This is a genomic window from Arthrobacter sp. AB6, assembly GCF_031844545.1.
Taxonomy (GTDB): domain Bacteria; phylum Actinomycetota; class Actinomycetes; order Actinomycetales; family Micrococcaceae; genus Arthrobacter.
In genome coordinates, this window is record NZ_JAUZVL010000004.1 from 75,159 (window position 1) to 96,563 (window position 21,405).

General features: G+C 66.3%; 17 protein-coding genes and 2 riboswitches. Of the genes, 13 read left to right on the plus strand and 4 right to left on the minus strand.

Features of this window, described 5'->3' with window-relative positions; genetic code table 11:
- Positions 1-132 precede the first annotated feature (132 nt).
- The 5 genes from Q9R30_RS04325 to Q9R30_RS04345 all read left to right on the plus strand — a co-directional run bounded on the left by Q9R30_RS04325 (position 133) and on the right by Q9R30_RS04345 (position 5,981).
- On the plus strand, positions 133-1,650 hold the full coding sequence (locus Q9R30_RS04325) for a CitMHS family transporter (protein WP_311216884.1): 1,518 nt from the start codon (positions 133-135) through the stop codon (positions 1,648-1,650).
- A gap of 145 nt (positions 1,651-1,795) precedes the next feature.
- The gene (gene gatC / locus Q9R30_RS04330; RefSeq protein ID WP_104997309.1) at positions 1,796-2,092 is read left to right on the plus strand and encodes an Asp-tRNA(Asn)/Glu-tRNA(Gln) amidotransferase subunit GatC; all 297 of its coding nucleotides are present in this window, start codon (positions 1,796-1,798) and stop codon (positions 2,090-2,092) included.
- A gap of 4 nt (positions 2,093-2,096) precedes the next feature.
- Positions 2,097-3,677: an Asp-tRNA(Asn)/Glu-tRNA(Gln) amidotransferase subunit GatA gene (gene gatA, locus Q9R30_RS04335; protein ID WP_311216885.1), complete on the plus strand. Its 1,581-nt coding sequence runs from the start codon at positions 2,097-2,099 to the stop codon at positions 3,675-3,677.
- On the plus strand, positions 3,677-5,185 hold the full coding sequence (gene gatB / locus Q9R30_RS04340; protein ID WP_104997311.1) for an Asp-tRNA(Asn)/Glu-tRNA(Gln) amidotransferase subunit GatB: 1,509 nt from the start codon (positions 3,677-3,679) through the stop codon (positions 5,183-5,185). The genes gatA and gatB overlap by 1 nt, the downstream gene beginning before the upstream one ends.
- A 214-nt stretch (positions 5,186-5,399) precedes the next feature.
- Entirely contained in the window at positions 5,400-5,981 is a 582-nt protein-coding gene (locus Q9R30_RS04345; RefSeq protein WP_311216886.1) for a DUF5666 domain-containing protein, read from the plus strand.
- A 57-nt stretch (positions 5,982-6,038) separates the two neighbouring features.
- Here Q9R30_RS04345 and Q9R30_RS04350 read toward each other — a convergent pair whose 3' ends face one another.
- On the minus strand, positions 6,039-6,950 hold the full coding sequence (locus Q9R30_RS04350; protein ID WP_104997313.1) for a LysR family transcriptional regulator: 912 nt from the start codon (positions 6,948-6,950) through the stop codon (positions 6,039-6,041).
- 127 nt (positions 6,951-7,077) lie between these two features.
- Between Q9R30_RS04350 and tdh the strand changes: the two genes are divergently transcribed.
- The 6 genes from tdh (at position 7,078) to Q9R30_RS04380 (ending at position 13,501) form a co-directional block, all read left to right on the plus strand.
- Positions 7,078-8,124 (plus strand): L-threonine 3-dehydrogenase, encoded by a 1,047-nt coding sequence (gene tdh, locus Q9R30_RS04355; protein ID WP_104997314.1) that lies wholly within the window; start codon positions 7,078-7,080, stop codon positions 8,122-8,124.
- An 8-nt stretch (positions 8,125-8,132) separates the two neighbouring features.
- Positions 8,133-9,341, plus strand: a complete 1,209-nt coding sequence (locus Q9R30_RS04360) for a glycine C-acetyltransferase (RefSeq protein WP_311216887.1) — start codon at positions 8,133-8,135, stop codon at positions 9,339-9,341.
- Positions 9,342-9,381: 40 nt separating this feature from the next.
- Positions 9,382-10,500 carry an FAD-dependent oxidoreductase gene (locus Q9R30_RS04365; RefSeq protein WP_311216888.1) on the plus strand — a complete coding sequence of 373 codons (1,119 nt, stop codon included), beginning with the start codon at positions 9,382-9,384 and terminating at the stop codon, positions 10,498-10,500.
- A gap of 11 nt (positions 10,501-10,511) precedes the next feature.
- Positions 10,512-11,723: an imidazolonepropionase gene (hutI, locus tag Q9R30_RS04370; protein WP_104997317.1), complete on the plus strand. Its 1,212-nt coding sequence runs from the start codon at positions 10,512-10,514 to the stop codon at positions 11,721-11,723.
- 98 nt (positions 11,724-11,821) lie between these two features.
- A complete protein-coding gene (locus tag Q9R30_RS04375; protein WP_104997318.1) occupies positions 11,822-12,610 on the plus strand; it encodes a DeoR/GlpR family DNA-binding transcription regulator in 789 nt (262 codons plus the stop codon).
- 111 nt (positions 12,611-12,721) lie between these two features.
- Complete coding sequence (locus tag Q9R30_RS04380) at positions 12,722-13,501, plus strand: CPBP family intramembrane glutamic endopeptidase (RefSeq protein WP_311216889.1); 780 nt, start codon at positions 12,722-12,724, stop codon at positions 13,499-13,501.
- A 112-nt stretch (positions 13,502-13,613) separates the two neighbouring features.
- On the opposite strand, the gene Q9R30_RS04385 is transcribed toward Q9R30_RS04380, so the two are convergent.
- The 3 genes from Q9R30_RS04385 to Q9R30_RS04395 form a co-directional block, all read right to left on the minus strand.
- Positions 13,614-15,083 (minus strand): DUF222 domain-containing protein, encoded by a 1,470-nt coding sequence (locus tag Q9R30_RS04385; RefSeq protein WP_311216890.1) that lies wholly within the window; start codon positions 15,081-15,083, stop codon positions 13,614-13,616.
- Between the two features lie 132 nt (positions 15,084-15,215).
- Positions 15,216-15,854 (minus strand): VOC family protein, encoded by a 639-nt coding sequence (locus Q9R30_RS04390; RefSeq protein ID WP_104997321.1) that lies wholly within the window; start codon positions 15,852-15,854, stop codon positions 15,216-15,218.
- A gap of 114 nt (positions 15,855-15,968) precedes the next feature.
- Positions 15,969-18,113: a S8 family peptidase gene (locus tag Q9R30_RS04395; protein ID WP_311216891.1), complete on the minus strand. Its 2,145-nt coding sequence runs from the start codon at positions 18,111-18,113 to the stop codon at positions 15,969-15,971.
- Between the two features lie 433 nt (positions 18,114-18,546).
- Positions 18,547-18,662: riboswitch (SAM riboswitch) on the plus strand.
- Positions 18,663-18,705: 43 nt separating this feature from the next.
- On the opposite strand from Q9R30_RS04395, the gene Q9R30_RS04400 reads away from it, so the two are divergent.
- Together Q9R30_RS04400 and Q9R30_RS04405 are read left to right on the plus strand one after the other, a co-directional pair.
- Positions 18,706-20,031 (plus strand): bifunctional o-acetylhomoserine/o-acetylserine sulfhydrylase, encoded by a 1,326-nt coding sequence (locus tag Q9R30_RS04400; protein ID WP_311216892.1) that lies wholly within the window; start codon positions 18,706-18,708, stop codon positions 20,029-20,031.
- Positions 20,032-20,126: 95 nt separating this feature from the next.
- Positions 20,127-20,242, plus strand: a riboswitch (SAM riboswitch).
- A gap of 12 nt (positions 20,243-20,254) precedes the next feature.
- On the plus strand, positions 20,255-21,370 hold the full coding sequence (locus Q9R30_RS04405) for a homoserine O-acetyltransferase (protein ID WP_104997323.1): 1,116 nt from the start codon (positions 20,255-20,257) through the stop codon (positions 21,368-21,370).
- Positions 21,371-21,405 lie beyond the last annotated feature (35 nt).

Below are 21,405 nucleotides of genomic sequence, written 5' to 3' on the forward strand. Positions count from 1 at the left end.
CAATGAGCAAAATGCTCCCAATAAGCAGTATGCCAATCAATTGAGCCAAAGGCACTGCCGTGACGGCGGCCACCCTACAGTCTGTAGCACGCGTCACACCGCTGTGCCGCTGTTCACAAGAAGGAGCCGGCCGTGCTGGTATTACTTGGATTCGCCATGATCGCGGTATTCATGGTGCTGATCATGACGAAGAAGTTGACGCCGGTGCTGGCGTTGATCATCGTCCCCACTGTTTTTGGCCTTTTTGCCGGTGCCGGCCTGGGCATCGGCGACATGGTGATGGACTCCATGAAGTCCATGACCTCCACCGCAGCCCTGCTCATGTTCGCCATCATCTACTTCGGGCTGATGATCGACGTCGGGCTCTTCGATCCGCTGGTCCGCTTCATCCTCCGCAAGTTGGGCAATGACCCCGCCAAGGTTGTCCTGGGAACCGCCATCCTCGCCGCAGCTGTATCCCTTGACGGCGACGGCTCCACCACCTTCATCCTCACCACCGCAGCCATGCTGCCGATCTACCTGCGGCTGAAGATGAGCCCCGTGGTCCTCACCTGCGTGGCGGGCCTGGCCAACGGCACCATGAACATCGTGCCGTGGGGCGGCCCCACCGCCCGCGCCGCCAGCGCCCTGAAGATCGACGTCAATGACGTCTTCGTCCCCATGATCCCGTCCCTCCTCGGGGGCGTCGCCGTGGTCATGGCCTTCGCCTGGGTCCTGGGACTGCAGGAACGCAACCGCCTCCGCGCCACGGCGCCGGAAATCTGGTCTGTCCCTGAAACCGTCGAAGGGTTCGACGGCGGCACGCAGCCTTCCGGTGGGGCCAGTGGTTCGGGAACCGCCCGCGGACGCAAGGAGACCAACCCCGGCGGAGCAGCCCCGGCCGGTGTGTCCCCGGAGGGGTCCTCCGTTGCAGTCCTGGACCGCACCGAAACTCCCCAGGACGCACAGGGCTCGCAGGACGCACAGCGCTCGCAGGACGTACATGATGCCGGGCTGGCTGACACGGCCCTGGACCCCAACCGCTCCACGCTCCGGCCCAAACTGTTCGGGTTCAACCTGGCCCTCACGGTGGCCGTGATGGGCATGCTCATCGCCGATCTCGTGCCCCTGCCCTACGTCTTCATGGTGGGATCGGCCATCGCCCTGCTGGTGAACTTCCCCCGCGTCAAGGACCAGGCCACGCAGATCGTGGCCCACGCGCCGTCGATCGTTGCCGTGGTCAGCATGGTCATGGCCGCAGCCGTGCTCACCGGTGTCCTGACCGGTACCGGCATGGTGGAAGCGATGTCCGCCTGGCTTGTACAGATCATCCCGTCCAGCATGGGCCCGCTGATGGCCGTGATCACCGGCATCCTCAGCATCCCCATGACGTTCTTCATGAGCAACGACGCCTTCTACTTCGGCGTCCTGCCCGTGCTCAGCGAGACCGCAGGCCACTACGGAATCACCGCCGCCGAAATGGCCCGGGCCTCCATCACCGGCCAGCCGTTCCACATGCAGAGCCCGCTGGTTCCCGCCATCCTGCTCCTGGTATCGCTGGCGAAGGTGGACCTCGGCGACCACCACAAGAAAGTCCTGTGGCGCAGCGCGGTAGTGTCCCTGGTCATGCTGGGAATTGGCATGCTGACTGGAGCCATTGGAATCGGTTAGTCTGTAGCTGCCGTGCTGCCGCCATTCGTGGCGGGACCCGGCAAGAAGGTGCCCGTCTGACGCCCGCTGGGGGTCGTCAGACGGGCATCATCGTTTCCCCACTAGAATGGATCGGAAATCAATTCAAACTTTGCAGGGGAGATCCATGGCTGCGATCAACCGTGACGACGTCGCGCACCTCGCGCGGCTCGCTCACATTGAGATGAGTGACCAAGAGCTGGACAGGATGGCCGGCGAACTCGCCGTCATTGTTGATTCGGTCAAATCCGTCAGTCAGGCCGCCGGCGACGACGTCCCGGCCACTTCACACCCCATTCCGCTGAGCAATGTGTTCCGCGAAGACGTTGTGGGCCACACCTTCACGGCGGAACAGGCACTCTCCGGGGCGCCCGACTCCGAAGACAACCGTTTCAAGGTCCCGGCAATCCTGGATGAGGCATAAACCCATGACTGACACGAACAAACTCATCCGCCTCTCCGCCGCCGAGCTGGCCGAAAAGCTCGCCGCCGGCGAGGTCACCTCCGTCGAGGCCACCCAGGCGTACCTGGACCGGATCGCGGCGGTGGACGGCGGTGAACGCGGCGTCAACGCGTTCCTGCACGTCAATGCAGAGGAAGCGCTCGCCGTCGCCGCCGAGGTGGACGCCATCCGCGCCGCCGGCGGTGCGGAGGCCGAAGCGCTGCATGTCCTCGCGGGCGTGCCCATCGCAGTGAAGGACCTCATCGTCACCATCGGCCAGCCCACCACCGCGGGATCCAAGATCCTCGAAGGCTGGCACAGCCCGTACGACGCCACCGTCGTCGAACGCCTGCGGGCCGCGAAGATGCCCATCCTGGGCAAGACCAACCTGGACGAGTTCGCCATGGGCTCCTCCACCGAGCATTCCGCGTACGGCCCCACCCGCAACCCCTGGGACCTGGACCGCATTCCCGGCGGGTCCGGCGGCGGGTCCGCGGCCGCCGTCGCCGCCTTTGAGGCGCCCCTCGCCCTCGGCACCGACACCGGCGGATCCATCCGCCAGCCCGGCGCCGTCACCGGCACCGTGGGCGTGAAGCCCACGTACGGCAGCGTTTCCCGTTACGGGGCCATCGCCATGGCGTCCTCGCTGGACCAGATCGGGCCGGTTTCCCGGACCGTCCTTGACTCCGCGCTCCTGCACCAGGTCATCGGCGGGCACGATCCCCGCGACTCCACCTCGCTGCCGGACCCGCTTGCCGACCTCGTCGCCGCTGCCAAGACCGGCAACGTTGAGGGCCTGCGGATCGGCATCATCAAGGAGCTGCACGGCGAGGGCTACCAGGCCGGCGTCGAGAACCGCTTCAACGACGCCCTGGAACTCCTCAAGGAGGCCGGCGCGCAGATCGTTGAGGTTTCGTGCCCCAATTTCCAGTACGCCCTGGGCGCCTACTACCTGATCATGCCCTCCGAGGCGTCCTCCAACCTCGCCAAGTTCGACGGCGTCCGGTACGGCCTGCGCGTCCTCCCCGAAGAGGGCCCCATGACCATCGAACGCGTCATGGGTGCCACCCGCGCCGCCGGTTTCGGCGATGAGGTGAAGCGCCGCATCATCCTGGGCACCTACGCCCTGTCCGCCGGCTACTACGACGCCTACTACGGCTCGGCGCAGAAGGTCCGGACCCTGGTACAGCGCGACTTCGACGCCGCGTTCACCGTGGCGGACGTCCTGATTTCTCCTACGGCCCCCACCACGGCCTTCCGCCTCGGCGAGAAGCTGGACGATCCCCTGGCCATGTACCTCAATGACGTCGCCACCATCCCGGCCAACCTCGCCGGCGTTCCCGGGCTCTCCCTGCCGGGCGGCCTGGCGGACGAGGACGGGCTGCCCGTGGGCATCCAGCTGCTGGCCCCTGCCCGCGAGGACGCCCGCCTGTACCGCGTGGGCGCCGTCCTGGAGTCGCTGCTGGAGGCCAAGTGGGGCGGCCCGCTGCTGGCCCAGGCCCCGGCGCTGGCCGCCTCGGCGGTTGGGCCCGTTGAAACCCTTGTTGGAAGCCAGGAGGCAAAATAATGAACACTGAAGCAATCCTGAGCTTTGAAGAGGCCATGGAGAAGTACGATCCCGTCCTGGGGTTCGAGGTCCACGTTGAGCTCAACACCAAGACCAAGATGTTCTCCTCCGCCCCGAACGTCTTCGGCGACGAGCCCAACACCAATGTCAACGAGGTGGACCTTGGCATGCCGGGCGTCCTGCCGGTGGTGAACAAGACGGCGGTGGAGTCCTCCATCAAGATCGGCCTGGCGCTCAATTGCAAGATTGCCGAGAGCTGCCGGTTTGCCCGGAAGAACTACTTCTACCCGGACACCCCCAAGAACTTCCAGACGTCCCAGTATGACGAGCCCATCGCATACGACGGCTACCTGGACATCGAGCTCTCCGACGGCACCGTGTTCCGCGTGGAAATCGAGCGCGCGCACATGGAGGAGGACGCCGGGAAGTTGACCCACATGGGCGGGGCCACCGGCCGCATCCACGGGGCCGATTTCTCCCTGGTTGACTACAACCGCGCCGGCGTTCCGCTGGTGGAGATCGTCACGAAGCCCATCGAGGGGGCAGGCTCCCGCGCCCCGGAGCTGGCCAAGGCCTACGTTGCCGCCGTCCGCGAGATCGTCAAGAACCTGGGCGTGTCCGACGCGAAGATGGAACGCGGCAACGTGCGCTGCGACGCCAACGTGTCGCTGCGCCCGCACGGCCGGGAAAGGTTCGGCATCCGGTCCGAAACCAAGAACGTGAACTCGCTGCGCGCCGTCGAACACGCCGTCCGCTACGAGATCCAGCGCCACGCCGCCGTCCTGGACGCCGGCAACCCCGTGGTGCAGGAAACCCGCCACTGGCACGAGGACACCCGCACCACCACCTCGGGCAGACCCAAGTCCGATGCCGACGACTACCGCTACTTCCCGGAACCGGACCTGGTTCCCGTGGTGGCTTCCCGCGAATGGGTTGAGGAACTCCGGGCCACCCTGCCCGAGCCGCCGGCCGCCCGCCGCAAGCGCCTCCAGGCAGACTGGGGCTACTCGGACCTCGAATTCCGCGACGTGGTCAACGCCGGCGTCATGGACGAGATCGAAGAAACCATCGCCGCCGGAGCCTCGGCCTCCGTGGCCCGGAAGTGGTGGATGGGCGAGATCGTGGGCCGCGCCAAGAACGCTGACGTGGACCCGGGCCAGCTCGGCGTCCAGCCCGCCACCATCGTGGAGCTCGCCCGAATGGTGGAGGCAGGCCAGATCAACAACAAGATGGCCTCCGAGGTGCTGGACGGCGTCCTCGCCGGCGAAGGCACGCCGGCGGAGATCGTGGAGGAGCGCGGCCTGGCCGTTGTTTCCGACGACGGGCCCCTGCTGGAAGCCATCGACGCCGCCCTGGCCGCGCAGCCCGACGTCGCGGACAAGATCCGCGGCGGCAAGGTCCAGGCTATCGGCGCGATCGTGGGCGGGGTCATGAAGGCTACCCGCGGCCAGGCCGATGCCGCGCGCGTCCGCGAGCTGATCCTGGAGAAGCTGGGCGTCACCGTCTAGCCCTCCCATCCCAACCGGGTAGCGCCAAGTGTCGTTATGGGCTCCCATAACGACACTTGGCGCTACCCGGTTTTTGTTTTAAGTACTCAGGTGCGTGCGCCGCGAAAGTACTTATGTTCACTGGCCGGCCGCGGTCCTACACTGAACCGCAGGACACCGCTTCGAGGAACAAGCAGGCCGGTGTTGTGGGAGATGCTGTGTGGGAGGAATGGACATGTCCGTCAGGGATGCATTGAAGATCCGCAAGGCCCTGCTCGCCGGAGCCGTGGCCCTGACCCTGACGGGGGCCGGGGTCGCCTTTGCCTGGGCCGCCGACTCGCCGCAGCCCTCCCCGTCGCAGTCGGCGCCGGGGCAGGAGAACCGGCCGGCCAAACCGGACAAGACCCAGCGGCCGCAGCACCTGCACAGCGAGGGCGTGGTTAAGAAAGCGGACGGCACCTTCCAGACTGTCCTCGAGCAGCGCGGCACGGTGGAGTCAGTCAGTGACACCTCGATCACCGTCAAGAGCGAGGACGGCTACTCGCAGACCTACGCTGTCAACGCGGAGACGAAGATCAAGCAGGTACCTGCCCCCGCCGCCAACGGCTCTTCGGCAACGCCCGACGGCGGCAAGCGGCTTAAGCCGTCGGGCGGAACCATCGCGGACATCGCCGCCGGCGACACGGTCCGGATTTCCGGCGTCAGGAATGGGGACCAGGCCACGGCCGGGCGGATTGTTGAAGGAGCCGGTGACGGTCCGGGACTCGGGCTGGGCCGGGGCCACGAAAAAGGCCACGGCAAACGCCATGCAAAGTAGGTAGCAGCAAGTGTCGTTTTGACCCCTCAAAACGACACTTAGCGCTACCTAGTTGGGTCAGCCCCGTTCCACCAGCCCGGCCATGATCTTCTGCAGCGCCTCGGAGACGATCGTGACCGAACGGCGCTTCAGGTTCTCCGGCCGGGCCAAAAGGTCGATCCGGCGCCGGGTGCTGATGCCAGCCAGCGGCCGCAGCACGATGTCCGGGTTGAGCACCGGGCCGGCGGTGTACCTCGGGAGCAGGCCCACCACTCCGCCGGCAGCAACCAGGGCCGCCACCGTGGAGTAGTCGTTGATCCGGTGGACGATGTTCGGCTCACGGCTGGAAACCGCGGCGACGGCGGACAGCACGTCGGCGGGAGAGTAACCGGTGTGGCTGGTCACCCAGGCCTCGCCGCCGACGTCGTCCGCCGTCACCGCAGCCTTGGCCGCGAGGGGATGCCCGGCCGGCAAGGCCACATCCAGCGGTTCGTGCGCCAGTGGTATCACGGTGACGCGCTCTGCCGGCCACCGCGGGCTGTGGTCCATCCTGTGGGCGAGCACCAGGTCATAGCGTGCGGTCAGGGCGGGAAAGTCCTGCTGGGCAACGTCCTCATCCGAGAGTTCTATGCGCGGCTGGCCCGGGGCGTCAAGGATCCGCGCCAACGGAGCGAACACCGCCTGGCCGGCACTGTGGAACCCGCACAGGGTCACCCGCCCGGCCGACGAGCCGTGATAGTTCCCGATGGCGCCCCGGGCGTCGGCCATGGCACTGACGACGGCTGCCCCGGCGTCGGCCAGCACCTGGCCTGCCTCGGTAAGGACCAGGTTGCGGCCGTCCTTGCGGGTGAGGGGAACGTCGATTTTCCGCTGCAGCAGCGCCAGTTGCTGGGAGACGGCGGACGGGGTGACCATGAGGGTATCGGCCACGGCCTTGACGCTTCCCAAGGCGCCGAGTTCCCGGAGGATTTCAAGCTGGTGGATTTCCATCCCGCCAGTCTACGCATTAGGCAAGCTACATCGTCGATTGAGAATTCCACTGTTGTGCTAAAGCTTTCCCCTCGCTGTAATGGGGAAGGCAGGACATGCCAGAGACAGACAAAGAGTGAGGAAGCCGATGAAGGCTTTGTACAAGGCCGGCCCACAGGCGGGCTTCGAACTGGTGGAGCGCCCCGAACCCGAGGCCGGCCCCGCGGACGTGAAGATCCGGGTCATGACCACCGGGATCTGCGGCACGGACCTGCACATCCAGTCCTGGGACTCCTGGGCGCAGGGGATCATTGAAGCTCCCCTCATCCCCGGCCATGAGTTTTACGGTGAAGTAGTGGAGACTGGCCAAGACGTCCGCGACGTCAAGGTGGGCGACCGGGTGTCCGGCGAAGGCCACGTTGTCTGCGGCATCTGCCGCAACTGCCGGGCCGGCAGGCGCCAGATGTGCATCCACACCGTGAGCGTAGGCGTGCAGCGGGACGGCGCTTTCGCGGAGTATGTGGTGATTCCCGAGACCAACGTCTGGGTCCACCACGACCCTTCGGTCACCCCGGAGCTCGGCGCCATCTTCGACCCCTTCGGCAACGCCACGCATACGGCGCTGAGCTTTCCCCTGGTGGGCGAGGACGTCCTCATTACCGGCGCCGGCCCCATCGGGCTAATGGCCATCGCCGTCGCCCGCCATGCCGGTGCCCGCAAGATCGCCATTACCGACGTGTCCCGCCCCCGGCTGGAGCTTGCCCGCCAGCTGGGCGCCGACCTTGCCATCGACGTTTCCACCACCCGCGTCCGCGACGCCCAGCGCAGCCTGGGAATGCGCGAGGGCTTTGACATCGGAATGGAAATGTCCGGCCACCCCGGCGCGCTGCCCGAGATGATCGACAACATGAACCACGGCGGCAGGATCGCCATGCTGGGGCTGCCCAGCCAGGACATCATCATCGACTGGAGCAAGGTGGTCACCCACATGCTCACGCTCAAAGGCATTTACGGCCGCGAAATGTATGAGACCTGGTACGCCATGAGCGCCATGCTCTCTTCCAACCCCGTACTGCACGCCGGAATTTCCGCCGTCGTTACTGACACCTTGCCTGCCGGCCAATGGGAAAAAGGCTTCGCCCTTGCCCGCAGCGGCACAGGTGGCAAAGTTGTCCTCGACTGGACCCAACTCTAAGGAACGCCATGTACACCTCGATCAAGGACCAGCTGCGCACAGAGCTGGAGGACATCCGCAGCGCGGGCCTCTTCAAGACAGAACGCAGCATCAGTTCCCCGCAGTCCAGCCACATCACCGCCGGGCAGATGGGGCAGCAGGGCGCGGACGTGCTGAACTTCTGCGCCAACAACTACCTTGGCCTGGCGGACCATCCGGACATCATCCGCGCGGCCAAGGACGCCATGGATGAACGCGGCTTCGGCATGGCAAGCGTGCGGTTCATCTGCGGCACCCAGGACCTGCACCTGGCCCTTGAATCCCGCGTCTCCCGGTTCCTGGGCACCGAGGACACCATCCTGTTCTCCAGCTGCTTCGACGCCAACGGCGGGGTGTTCGAGTCCCTGTTCGGGCCGGAGGATGCCATCATCTCCGATGCCCTGAACCACGCGTCCATCATCGACGGCATCCGCCTCTGCAAAGCGCAGCGCTACCGTTACGCGAACCAGGACATGGCGGACCTGGAGGCGAAGCTTGTGGAGGCTTCCACGCAGGACCAGCCCGCCCGCCGCAAGGTCATCGTCACGGACGGGGTCTTTTCCATGGACGGTTACCTTGCCCCGCTTGAAGCCATCTGCGACCTCGCCGAGAAGTACGACGCCATGGTGATGGTTGACGACTCGCACGCCGTAGGCTTCATGGGCGCCACCGGTGCCGGAACGCCCGAACACGCAGGAGTTTCGCACCGCGTTGACATCTACACCGGCACGTTCGGCAAGGCGCTGGGCGGAGCATCCGGGGGCTATGTGTCCGGCCGCGCCGAAGTGGTGGCAATGCTCCGGCAGAAGGCCCGCCCGTACCTCTTCTCCAATTCGCTGGCCCCCGCGATCGTCGCCGCCACCATCAAGGCGCTGGACCTGGTGGAGAACTCGGCGGACCTGCGGCGCACGCTCTTCGGAAACGCCGCCCTGTTCCGGCGCCAGATGACGGAGGAGGGCTTTGACCTCCTGCCCGGCGAGCATGCCATTGTTCCGGTCATGTTCGGCGACGCCGTGATGGCTGCCAAGGTCGCTGACCGGATGCTGCAGCATGGCGTCTTCGTCACCGCGTTCAGCTTTCCGGTGGTTCCGCGGGGTGCCGCCCGTATCCGGGTGCAGCTTTCAGCTGCGCATTCAGCGGACGACGTCGAAGCCTGCGTGCGTGCCTTCGTCGCCAGCCGGGCGGAAGTGGCAGGCTAAGACAGGAAAGGCCGGGCACCAACTCTGCGAGGATGGAGAAATGGCAGCACATTACGATGTCCTGATCGTGGGCGGCGGCATTGCCGGACTGTCCCTGGCGTCCGCGCTGGCGGACAGTTGCAGCGTGGCGCTGGTAGAGGCTGAGCAGGAGCTGGCGTACCACACTTCCTCCCGCTCGGCCCGCCAGTTCATCCCCAGCTACGGCCCGCCGGTTGTCCAGGAACTGACCGTGCGGACACTTGAGCTGATTGCCGCCCGGGATGCCGAGCTGCCCCGGCCAGTCCTTACGCCGCGCAGCTTCATGCTGATCGGCTCCGAGGAAGTAGTGGCAGCCGAAGCCAGCGGGCACATGCAGCCCATCACGCCCGCTGAAGCGCTGGAACTGTGCCCGGCGCTGGTCCCCGGCACATTCCAGGCGGCAGGACTGGACGCCGGGTCCTACGGATGCGATGCGCCACTGCTCCTGGAGGACCACCGGCAGCGCGCTGCGGCTGCCGGAGCGGACATCATCACTGGCGCCAGGGTGCACACCGCGCAGCGCCTTGGCTCCGGCTGGCAGGTGGGTGCCGGGACGGAGGGCTTCCAGGCGGGCGTCCTGGTCAACGCCGCCGGAGCGTGGGCGGACGAGTTCGCCGTCATCAGCGGTGTGGAGAAGCTGGGGCTGCAGCCGTACCGGCGCACCGCGGCGATTGCCGCCGTCGAACATCCCCTGCCTGAACGCTGTCCCATGGTGGCGGCAGCGGACAACACGTTCTATTTCCGCCGGGATGGGGACGATGTGCTGATCTCGCCATCTGAATCGGAACCGAGCGGGCCGGAGGACGCCCGTCCGCGGCCGGGGGACATCGAGCGGCTGGTGGGCAGGCTGAACCAGGTGACCACCCTCGGGATCAAGGACATCCGCCGGGCGTGGACAGGGTTGCGGACGGAAGCTGCCGACGGCGTCCCCGTGGCAGGGTTCGACGCCGAAGCGCCCGGCTTCTACTGGCTGGCCGGCCAGGGCGGCTACGGTTTCCAGACCTCTTCGGCCATGGCTGAGCTCGCGGCCGCCCAGATCCTGGCCGGCAAGGGCGGTGCGGGTGCCGCAGCCGGCACGGATGGTCCGGCATCCCGGACAGCGCAGGCCCTGGCGGCCACCCGCTGGTCCGTCCGGCGCTGAACAATGGCTGTATGAGTACGCTGATCACCAATATCGCCGAGCTGATGACGCAGGACCTGGAGCACCGGGTCCTGACGGACGCCGCAGTGGTGGTCGAAGGTGAGCGGATCTCCTGGATCGGTCCAGCAGCCGATGCCCCGGCCGCGGACGACGCCGTGGACGCCGGCGGCCGGGCCCTGCTTCCCGGCTGGGTGGATTCCCATACCCATCTGCTGTTTGCCGGTGATCGGACGGCAGAGTTCGAGGCGCGGATGGCGGGGGAGTCCTACTCGGCCGGCGGGATTGCGGTGACCATGAACGCCACCCGTGCCACCTCCGATTTCGACCTCACCCGCCTGGCCCTGGGCCGCGTGGCCGAGGCCGTCTCGCAGGGGACCACCTACCTTGAGACGAAGACCGGCTACGGCCTCGACGTGGAGCACGAGGCCCGAAGTGCCCGCATAGCTTCCACCGTGGCGGACCAGGTGACGTATCTCGGGGCGCACCTGGTCCCTTCCGGGCAGGACCCGGATGCCTACACGGACCTCGTGTGCGGCCCCATGCTCACCGCCGTCCGGCCCTACGTGCAGTGGGCCGATGTTTTCTGCGAGGAAGGGGCTTTCACGGCCGGGCAGTCCCGCCGGGTCCTGCAGGCATGCCGTGATGCGGGGCTGGGGCTGCGGGTCCACGGGAACCAGCTCGGCGAAGGCCCGGGCGTGCAGCTTGCCGTTGAATTCGAAGCAGCCAGCGTGGACCACGTGAACTACCTCGCGGACAAGGATGTGGATGCGCTGGCCGGCACCTGGGGCGGCTGGGATGCCGGCAGCGGGACGGGGACGCGCGGAACCGTGGCAACCTGCCTGCCGGCGTGCGACCTCTCCACGCGCCAGCCACTTGCGCCCGCGCGGGAGCTGCTGGATGCCGGGGTCCAGGTGGCCCTCGCCTCCAACTGCAATCCAGGCACCTCCTACACAAGCTCGATGGCATTCTGTGTCACCACTGCGGTGCTGCAGATGCGGCTCAGCGTCCATGAAGCCGTCCGTGCCGCGACGTACGGCGGCGCCTTGGCCCTCCACAAGGACAAAGGCAACGACGCCGACGGCGAGCGTGCGGTGGGGTCGGTCGCCGTCGGACACCGCGCGGACCTGCACCTGCTGAACGCGCCCTCGGCCACCCATCTCGCCTACCGGCCTGGCATGCCCCTGACGTACGCTGTATGGCGGGCCGGCCGGCGGGAGCGGTAGCTCGTGGCCGATCAACTGACGTTAGGTGATCATTAGGGTTCTGTTATGATCAGAAAACGTCATCACAGCCCGGTGGCGGGAGCTTTTGGAGGCCTTGCATGACCCGCACCGACCGTCTGACGGCAATCCTTGACCTCCTGGCCAAGACCGGCCAGGTGGAGGTCGACGAGATCGTCAGTACGCTCAATGTCTCGCCTGCCACCGCAAGGCGGGACCTCGACAGTCTTGCCAAGCGGCGGCTGCTCACCAGGACCCGGGGCGGCGCCACCACGGGAGCCCTCGCCTATGACCTGCCGGGCCGGTACAACCGCGACGACCATGCCGAGGCCAAGGAACAGATCGCCCAGGCCGCTTCTGCGCTGATTGCCCCCGGGGCCGTGATCGGCCTCTGCGGCGGCACCACCAGCACCGCCCTGGCGCAGATCCTGGCCACCCGCGAGGACCTCAACGCGCCGTCCAACCAGCCCACCCTGACGGTGGTGACCAACGCCATCAACATCGCAGGGCAGCTGGCGGTCCGGCCCAACATCAAGGTGATGGTCACCGGGGGCATCCTCAACCCCCGCTCGTACGAACTGGTGGGGCCGTACACGGACATCATCATGCAGAAGGTGGTGCTGGACATTGCCTTTATCGGCGTCAACGGCATCGATCCCGAAGTGGGGCCAACCAACACGGGGGAGGGCGAAGCCTCGGTCAACGCCCTGCTCGCCAGCAGGGCGCGCGTCTCCTACGTGCTGGCTGACTCCTCCAAAGTAGGGGTGCGCGCCTTCGCCACCATGGACGGGTACAACTTCACCCGGCTGATCACCGACGCCGGGATTTCCGCCCGGGACAAGGCAGCGTTCGAGGCCAACGGCACCGAAGTGATCGTCGCCGGCAGCTGAGGCAAGGGGCTGTTCGGCTCCCGGCCATTCCGGCGCAGGCAGGACGCTGACGGGTACAGGACACTAAGCGGTAATCAGCCCGGATCCAGAAACTGAAGGCAAGATGGGAACATGCTGGTTCCCTCCCGCCGCCGACTGCGGCTCGAAGTCTGGATTGTCCTGGGCCTGTCCTTGGGGCAGTCTGCGGTGTACTCGGTGGTGCAGCTCCTGGACAAGATGACCCGGGCGCCGCTGGTGGAAGGCACCTCCACACTCAACCGCTCCCAGAGCACGCGCGAATACTTTGACCTGACGTACCAGCTGCTGGATATATTCTTTGCGCTGGTGCCGGTGATGCTGGTGATCTACTTCCTCAGCGACCAACGACAGGCCGCATCGGGTGACGGCGCCAGCTCTGGTTCTGCTTTCCAGAAACTGGGCTTCAACTTCGCCCGCCCGGGCCGGGACCTGCTCCAAGGCCTGGGGTTGGCGGCACTGATCGGCATCCCGTCCCTTGGGCTCTACGCCGCCGGCAGGGCGCTGGGAATCACGACGGCCATTATTCCCAGCGCGCTGGACGCGTACTGGTGGACGGTGCCGGTGCTCATCCTGTCCGCGATGCGCCATGCGGTGGTGGAGGAAGTCATCGTGGTGGGGTACCTGTTGAACCGCTTTGCAAAGTTCGGCTGGAGCGTGCCGCTGTCCATAGTGGTGAGCTCGCTGCTGCGCGGCAGCTACCACCTGTACCAGGGGTTCGGGCCCTTCCTCGGGAATTTCGTGATGGGTGTGGTTTTCGCGTGGCTGTATACCCGGACACGGCGGGTGATGCCGCTTGTCATTGCCCATGCATTGCTGGATATCGTCGCTTTTGTAGGCTTCAGCCTCTTTGGCAAGGCCGTAGGACTGGGCTAGGCGCCCGGACAGCACACGGTAGGCATGCGGGGCGGGATGCGACGTGGACGGCATACAAGCAGGACGGCATACGAGCAGGACGGCATACGAGAAGGACGACGGCGGCACGCGGTCAGGCGGGCGGGGCGTGCAGGAACCGTTCCATGGCTTCTTCTCCCGGGGACAGCCCGAGGTAGGCATAGTCCGGCGGTCTGCCGGTCACGGCTTCTGATTCGCTAGTCACGGACCCTGATTGTTGGGGCCAGCGGGGTGGTTCCCAGTCCTGGTGTTCGCTCTTGTAGATCCGGCCGGTGGGTGAGGTCCAGCCGGGTGGTTCGGTTTTGGTGGCGGGGGTGGGTTTCCAGGCGCTGGTGTGCCGGAGTTTGTGGTGTTTCGGGCAGGGCTGTCCGAGGTTTGATACCCCGGTGGTGCCGCCTTTGTGCCAGGCGAGGAGGTGGTCGGTTTCGTTGTCGAGGGAGTGGTTGCTGCAGCCGGGGAAGGGGCATTTGCCGTCCCTTAGCCTGAGCCAGTTCCGCATCGCCTTGCTGACCCGGTAGCTGGTGCGGCCGATTTCCAGCGGCGCCCCGTCCCGCGGGTCCACCAGCACCCGGTAGAAAGAGTTCGCACCGTCGGCGAAGAGGTCCCGGGCCATGGACGCCGGGATGGGCCCGTACCCGTCCAGCATGGCCGGTTCCCCGGTCAGGCCCAGCAGGGAGAACACGGGCACGGTGACCAGGACCTCGGCCCGGGGCGAGGCAGTCCCGTTGCCTCCGCTGGTGGTGCAGCTGGTGAGGAGCCCTGCGTTGAGGACCGCTTCGGTGAAGGTGTCGGCCCGGAGCTGGGTGAGGGTGCGGGCCTCGGCAGGTCCCTGCAGGCCCCGGGAGATGGCGGTGAGCCGGTTCCAGATCGCGGAGGCGTGGTGGGCGGGCAGGTAGGCGGCGAGCCAGGCCATGCCGTCCTGGTCGGGCCGGTATTCGACCCGCCGGTCAGCCATACCCTTGGCGTGGCGTTTTTCGATGGAGTCGGCGTGGTGGCGTTCCCGCCAGGTCCGGGCTTTGGCCCGGAACCGGTAGGCGGGCATCTCGCCGATCGGGGCGGCCGTGGCTGGTCTTGCTGTGTCCGGGTCCAGGAAGTGGGCTTCCAGGGCGGCGGCGCCTGCGGGGTCAAGGGTGGCGGCTTCGTCCACCATGACTGTGGCGTGCTGCCACGAGATTGTCCCGGTCTGCAGCGCCGAGAGTGTCAGCGGCAACTCCTTGGTCAGGGCGTGGGCTGCCGCCAGGAATGAACCCGCAGCCCGGGAACCGACGGCCAGGAGGCTGCCGATTTCCGCAGCGATGGCCACTTCCTGCGCTTGCACCGGCGCGTCCGGCGCTATGGCCCGGGCGGTGTCCGCATACTTCGCGGCAGCACGGGCCTTCAGGCCTGCGAACCGGGCCTCCGCCTCCCGGGAGCCGGCAAGGATGTCCAGGCACCCGTCAGCCAGCCCGGCCAAGGGATCAGCAGCCGAGAAAGGTTCCGAACCGCACCCATCCGCCTCCGCATTGAGCACGGCAAGAGCGGCATTGATGTCCTCAAACGCCTTTTCCACCGCCGCTTTCCCCATACAGCCATCATGGCAACGGCCTACGACATTTAAGGGTCCGGGCGTCAGAGAGCCGGAGAAATGGATTCGGCCGCCATCGGCAGGTGACGCCTTTGTCACGTGCTGATGGCGGCCGAAGGCCAGGAGTGCGGGTCAGATGGTGACGGCTCCGTTGCCGGTCTCGAACGTTACTGAGAGGATCCCGGGAGTTCCGTGCGGCGCCACCCACTCTACGGCGACGTCCTCCAGCGGCTTTTCGACCGGTTCGCCCAGCCACTCCGTAACCCGGGCCGCGGAACCGGCAATGGTGAGGCAGCTCATCTTGACGTTGCTCTCGTAGGCGTTGGACGGGTGCAGGGACGGATCCCCCTCCCATTTGAGCATGTACGGAACCTGGGGGTCGGCAATCAGGCCCAGGATGCCGATCTGCTTCCAGACCAGTTCGCGGCCATCAGGGAACTTGCGGTTGCCGTTGACGGCGGAGCGGCCCAGCCGCTCCTCAAAGGGAGCGAGGTCGTCCACCTCGACGCACCAGCCCATCCAGCCGCCGCCCGCGGCAGACCGTGCACGCACAGCCTGCCCGAAAGGGGCCTTGTCGGAAGCGGGGTGGTCCAGGACCTCCACCACCTCAAGGTATTTGTGCCCCGCGAGCGGGATGATCATATTCCGGGTTCCGAACCGCGGGTGTACCCCGCCCTTCACTGCCTCAACGCCGAGGGCAGAGGAAATACGTTCGGTGGTGGCAGCCAGGCCATCGTGTTCACAGGCGTAAGAGACGTGATCCATGCGCATGCCAACATCTTGGCACTTTGTGATCGGCCTCTCAGCTTAGGTAATCCTAACTGGAGACTTCTGATCCCGGCGGTGCCTGCGGGCGGGGTGGGGTCGGAAGAAGCTCCCGCCGATTTATTTGTCGATGTAGTAGCCGGAGGTGTCGGCGATGAGGTGGACGGTGCCGCTGGAGTTGTTGGTCAGTGCGATGGTTCCGTCGGTGCCTACGGGGCTGATGACGAGGTTGGGGGTGGTTTGGCCGGGGGTGAAGTTCAGGTTGGAGGTCCCGGGGGCGGTTGTGCCGCCGGCGTGGACGGTGATGTTTCCGACGCTGGTTGGGGAAGTGACGGTGACGTTGACTGCGATGGCTGACACTCCGGTGGCCGGGATGCCGCCGCGTCCGGTTACGGGCACGCGGATTGTGGCGCCGGGGGCGACGAGGCCGGTGGTTCCTCCGGTACCGTTGCGGCTGTCTAGCTGCCTGAAAGGTACTTGGGACGAGAACGCTCCCGGATTTGAGGGTGTCCCGTCGATGTAGTAGCCGGAGGTGTCGGCGATGAGGTGGACGGTGCCGCTGGAGTTGTTGGTCAGTGCGATGGTTCCGTCGGTGCCTACGGGGCTGATGACGAGGTTGGGGGTGGTTTGGCCGGGGGTGAAGTTCAGGTTGGAGGTCCCGGGGGCGGTTGTGCCGCCGGCGTGGACGGTGATGTTTCCGACGCTGGTTGGGGAAGTGACGGTGACGTTGACTGCGATGGCTGACACTCCGGTGGCCGGGATGCCGCCGCGTCCGGTTACGGGCACGCGGATTGTGGCGCCGGGGGCGACGAGGCCGGTGGTTCCTCCGGTACCGTTGCGGCTGTCTAGCTGCCTGAAAGGTACTTGGGACGAGAACGCTCCCGGATTTGAGGGTGTCCCGTCGATGTAGTAGCCGGAGGTGTCGGCGATGAGGTGGACGGTGCCGCTGGAGTTGTTGGTCAGTGCGATGGTTCCGTCGGTGCCTACGGGGCTGATGACGAGGTTGGGGGTGGTTTGGCCGGGGGTGAAGTTCAGGTTGGAGGTCCCGGGGGCGGTTGTGCCGCCGGCGTGGACGGTGATGTTTCCGACGCTGGTTGGGGAAGTGACGGTGACGTTGACTGCGATGGCTGACACTCCGGTGGCCGGGATGCCGCCGCGTCCGGTTACGGGCACGCGGATTGTGGCGCCGGGGGCGACGAGGCCGGTGGTTCCTCCGGTACCGTTGCGGGTGTCTAGCTGCCTGAAAGGTATCTGGGACGAGAAGCTGCCCGCACCGGACGTGATGTTGCTCTCGACCGCTGGTGCGATATGCAGCAAACGGTTTGGCGTTCCGAGACTGGTTCCAGCAATGCGACTCATTGTAGCTGAGGCGATGACTGCCTCAGCCACTTGTGCAGGAGTCAGCCGTGGGTTTCCGGACAACAGAAGTGCTGCCGCGCCAGCCACATGCGGTGTAGCCATAGATGTTCCGCTAAGCGCAGCCGTGCTATTAGGGGAGGTGTGCCAAGCAGCTTTGATGCCCACCCCCGGAGCGTAGAGATCCACGCAGCTTCCATGGTTGGAGAATGGGGCGTGCCTGTCGGATGTATCGCTGGCTGCCACCGTTACCGCATCTGGCGTGCGGGCCGGGGATGCGGAGCAGGCATCGGTGGCTCTGTTCCCCGCAGCGACGACCGCGGAGACCCCGTCCTTAATGACAGCTTGGACCGCCGCGTCGAGCGTACTGCTGGCTGGCCCGCCGATGCTGAGGTTGACCACGGCGGGAGCTCCCTCCCGGTGCTGTCCTACAATCCACTCCAGGCCTGCGATTACGTCCGAGTAGAGGCCTGAGCCGTCGCAGGCGAGTGCCCGCACCGGAATGACGGTGGCCGATTTTGCGACACCATAGACATGGCCAGCGACGGTTCCTGCAACGTGCGTTCCGTGGCCGTTGCAGTCGCCTGATCCCAGTCCATCAGCCATTGCACTCCATCCTGCTGCAACCCGGCCGCCAAAGTCGACGTGTGAGGCAAGGACCCCGGTGTCCACTACGTAGACGCTGACACCCAGTCCGGTGGCAGGGGGCGTATACGTCCCGGAGAGGGGAAGTGCCTGCTGGTCGGCGCGGTCAAGTCCCCAGGGAGCGTCTAGCTGTGTCTCGGAGACTTTGATGATGTGGTCAGGTTCCACGGCCACAGCCCGTCCGGAACGCGCAACAGCGGCGGCCTGCCCTGGTGTCGCCCGGACAGCAGCCCCCTGGAATGCCGTTTCGAAGGTGCGGCTCACTTCGATTCCCTGGGCCCGCAGGGTCCGCGCCTCACCACGGACATCAGTTCCAGAAGCGAATCGGACGATGTAGCGCCCGCTGTCACTTTCGTGGGGGGCTGTCGGGGTCGCGGCTGCCACGGGCGGCGCCACGATCCCACCTGCCAGGCTGATGAGGCAAAGCGCGACAGACGAAAGGAATGCGTGGCGAGCCAGGAGAAAGGGCTGGGGCAATTGAATTTTGTTCCTTCTCTGAATAGAGAAACAGGCTAGTGAAGATTCCGAAGCTCAATCTATCGGAAGCGGAGGCGGCGGACGCCAAACCTCAAGAGATCCTGCGGGGACCTTGCGCAAATCTGAGGAAGGCAGTTGATTTTCTTGGTTTGACCCCGTGCGGAAGTCACACCCAGTCATACTCGTGACGTCGGTGCGAGCTGTTCCTACACTGGGCTCAGGTCATGAGTGCCAGCGCCAAGCCCCGGCTCGCTGGCCGGCAACCCTCCATCCGCGGTGGGGTGCCCCGGGTGAGGACCTGGCTGTCCGGCAACGGCCGGGCGGCAAGCGCGGCCCGCGACGCTTCCAGCATGCCGGGCCCATGTCAAAGGAGCCTTAGTTGTCCAACGGATGGTCTTTTGAAACCCGCCAGATCCACGCAGGGCAGGAGCCGGACAGTGCCACCGGCGCCCGTGCGCTCCCTATCTACCAGACCACGTCCTTCGTGTTCCCCAGTGCGGAAAGCGCCGCCAACCGCTTTGCCCTTGCTGAACTGGCGCCGATCTACACCCGCATCGGCAATCCCACCCAGGACGCCGTGGAACAGCGGATCGCGAGCCTTGAAGGCGGGTTGGGAGCACTCCTGCTGAGTTCAGGACAGGCAGCCGAGACCTTGGCTGTCCTTAATATCGCCGAGGCGGGGGACCACATCGTTGCCAGCCCCAGCCTGTACGGCGGAACGTACAATCTTTTCGCCCACACCCTGAAGAAGTTCGGAATCTCCGTGACCTTCGTGGCGGACCCGGACAATCTGGACCAGTGGCGTGACGCGGTCCGGCCAAACACCAAGCTGTTCTTCGCCGAAGCGGTGTCCAATCCCCGCCAGGACGTCCTGGACATCGAGGGCGTGTCAGGCATCGCCCATGATGCCGGCGTGCCCCTGATCGTGGACAACACCCTGTCCACCCCGTACCTGATCCGGCCCCTGGAATGGGGAGCGGACATCGTGGTCCACTCGGCTACGAAGTACTTGGGCGGCCACGGGTCCGCGATCGCCGGGGTGATCGTGGACTCCGGAAAGTTCGACTTCGGCCAGGACCCTGCCAAATTCCCGGGCTTCAACACCCCCGACCCCACGTACAACGGACTGGTGTATGCCCGGGACCTTGGCAAGGACGGGGCCCTGGGCGCCAACCTCTCCTACATCCTGAAGGCCCGCGTCCAGCTTCTCCGCGACCTGGGCTCGGCAGTGTCGCCCTTCAACGCCTTCCTGATCGCCCAGGGCCTGGAAACCTTGAGCCTTCGGGTGGAACGTCACGTTGCCAACGCCCTCGAAGTGGCGCGGTGGCTGGAAGGGCGTGACGACGTCGAGTCCGTCGCCTACGCCGGCCTGCCCTCCAGCCGGTGGTACGAGCGGGGCCGCAAGTACGGGCCCAGGGGCACCGGCGCGATTGTGTCGTTCAACCTCGCCGGCGGAGCCGAAGCCGGCAAACGATTCGTGGACGCGCTGGAACTGCACTCCCACGTGGCAAACATCGGCGACGTCCGCTCCCTGGTGATCCACCCGGCGTCGACCACCCACAGCCAGCTCTCTCCGGAGCAGCAGGTGGTGGCCGGGGTCACTCCGGGCCTGGTGCGGCTGTCGGTGGGGATCGAGCACATTGACGACATCCTGGCGGACCTGGAAGCCGGCTTCCGTGCTGCCAAGGAGGCAACCGGAGCCTAGCAGCACCCGGCCGCCCAGCACGGCGGCAAGCCGGGGAAGTCACAACCAGTCACACTCTTGGCGGCAGGCAGGGGCTGTTTCGTACACTCGAACCAGGTCATGAGTGCCAGTGACAGCCCCGGCTTGCTGGCCGGCAACCCTCCTTCCGCGGTGGGGTGCCCCGGGTGAAGACCTGGCCTGCCGGTCATTCGACGGCGGGCAAGCGCGTAGAAGAGGTCTTGCCATGACGGTTACCGTCGCCCGTACTACCGTTCCCGAACATGGGATTGTCCGCTATGCCTCCATCGGGGGACTGCAGCTCGAGGCCGGCGGCTACCTGCCGGACGTCGTCCTCGCATACGAGACATGGGGAACCCTGAACGAGGACGGCAGCAACGCCATCCTGATCGAACACGCCCTGACCGGCAGCACCCACGTGACCCGCGGCGACACGGACGAAGAAGGCTGGTGGGAACAGCTGGCCGGCCCCGGCGCGCCAGTGGACACGGACAAGTTCTTCGTGGTGTCCATCAACATAGTGGGAGGCTGCTACGGGTCCACCGGTCCGTCCTCGCCCGCGCCGGACGGAACGCCCTGGGGTTCGCGCTTTCCACTCGTGACCCTGCGGGACAGCACGGTAGCGGAAGCCCGGTTGGCCGACCAGTTGGGGATCGGGAGCTGGTTTGCCGTGCTGGGCGGTTCCATGGGCGGGGCACGAGCCCTGGAATGGGCCATCACGTTCCCGGACCGCGTGCACCGCTGCGCGGTCATCTCCGTGGGGGCCGCCAGTACTGCCGAGCAGATTGCCTTCGCCCAGGCACAGACCCTCGCCATCCGCCAGGACGCGAATTTCAATGGCGGCGACTACTACGGCGGTCCTTTCCCGGAGGACGGGCTTGCCCTGGCGCGGCGGATCGCCCATATCACGTACCGTTCCCCGGGGGAGCTGGATGGACGGTTCGGCCGCGCGCCGCAGGCCCCCGAATCCCCGTTCCAGGGTGACCGGCTCGCTGCCCGCGGACGCTACCAGGTGGAGAGCTACCTGGACCACCAGGGCAACAAGCTGGTCCGGCGGTTCGATGCCAACAGCTACATCGCCATCACCGAGGCCCTCATGAGCCATGACGTGTCCCGGGGCCGCGGGCCGCTCGAGCAGGCCCTGGCCCGCTCCGGGGCGCGCTTCTTTGTGGCTGCCGTGGATTCAGACCGGCTCTACTTCCCGTCCCAATCCCGCGAGCTGGCGCGGGCACTCCCCGGGGACGTGGACGTCCACCTCATCGAGGCGCCCATCGGACACGACGGCTTCCTCACCGAAATCGGCCAGCTGGGCAGCCAGCTGCGGGAGCACCTTTCGGCATAACATCGCGCCCCGGCGCCGCGGAATGTGCATTATTG

Excerpts from the sequence above, each read along its gene's own strand:
- gatC (WP_104997309.1), top strand. The coding sequence starts at position 1,796 with ATGGCTGCGATCAACCGTGACGACGTCGCGCACCTCGCGCGGCTCGCT.
- gatA (WP_311216885.1), top strand. The coding sequence starts at position 2,097 with ATGACTGACACGAACAAACTCATCCGCCTCTCCGCCGCCGAGCTGGCC.
- gatB (WP_104997311.1), top strand. The coding sequence starts at position 3,677 with ATGAACACTGAAGCAATCCTGAGCTTTGAAGAGGCCATGGAGAAGTAC.
- Q9R30_RS04345 (WP_311216886.1), top strand. The coding sequence starts at position 5,400 with ATGTCCGTCAGGGATGCATTGAAGATCCGCAAGGCCCTGCTCGCCGGA.
- Q9R30_RS04350 (WP_104997313.1), bottom strand. The coding sequence starts at position 6,950 with ATGGAAATCCACCAGCTTGAAATCCTCCGGGAACTCGGCGCCTTGGGA.
- tdh (WP_104997314.1), top strand. The coding sequence starts at position 7,078 with ATGAAGGCTTTGTACAAGGCCGGCCCACAGGCGGGCTTCGAACTGGTG.
- Q9R30_RS04360 (WP_311216887.1), top strand. The coding sequence starts at position 8,133 with ATGTACACCTCGATCAAGGACCAGCTGCGCACAGAGCTGGAGGACATC.
- Q9R30_RS04365 (WP_311216888.1), top strand. The coding sequence starts at position 9,382 with ATGGCAGCACATTACGATGTCCTGATCGTGGGCGGCGGCATTGCCGGA.
- hutI (WP_104997317.1), top strand. The coding sequence starts at position 10,512 with ATGAGTACGCTGATCACCAATATCGCCGAGCTGATGACGCAGGACCTG.
- Q9R30_RS04375 (WP_104997318.1), top strand. The coding sequence starts at position 11,822 with ATGACCCGCACCGACCGTCTGACGGCAATCCTTGACCTCCTGGCCAAG.
- Q9R30_RS04380 (WP_311216889.1), top strand. The coding sequence starts at position 12,722 with ATGCTGGTTCCCTCCCGCCGCCGACTGCGGCTCGAAGTCTGGATTGTC.
- Q9R30_RS04385 (WP_311216890.1), bottom strand. The coding sequence starts at position 15,083 with ATGGGGAAAGCGGCGGTGGAAAAGGCGTTTGAGGACATCAATGCCGCT.
- Q9R30_RS04390 (WP_104997321.1), bottom strand. The coding sequence starts at position 15,854 with ATGCGCATGGATCACGTCTCTTACGCCTGTGAACACGATGGCCTGGCT.
- Q9R30_RS04405 (WP_104997323.1), top strand. The coding sequence starts at position 20,255 with ATGACGGTTACCGTCGCCCGTACTACCGTTCCCGAACATGGGATTGTC.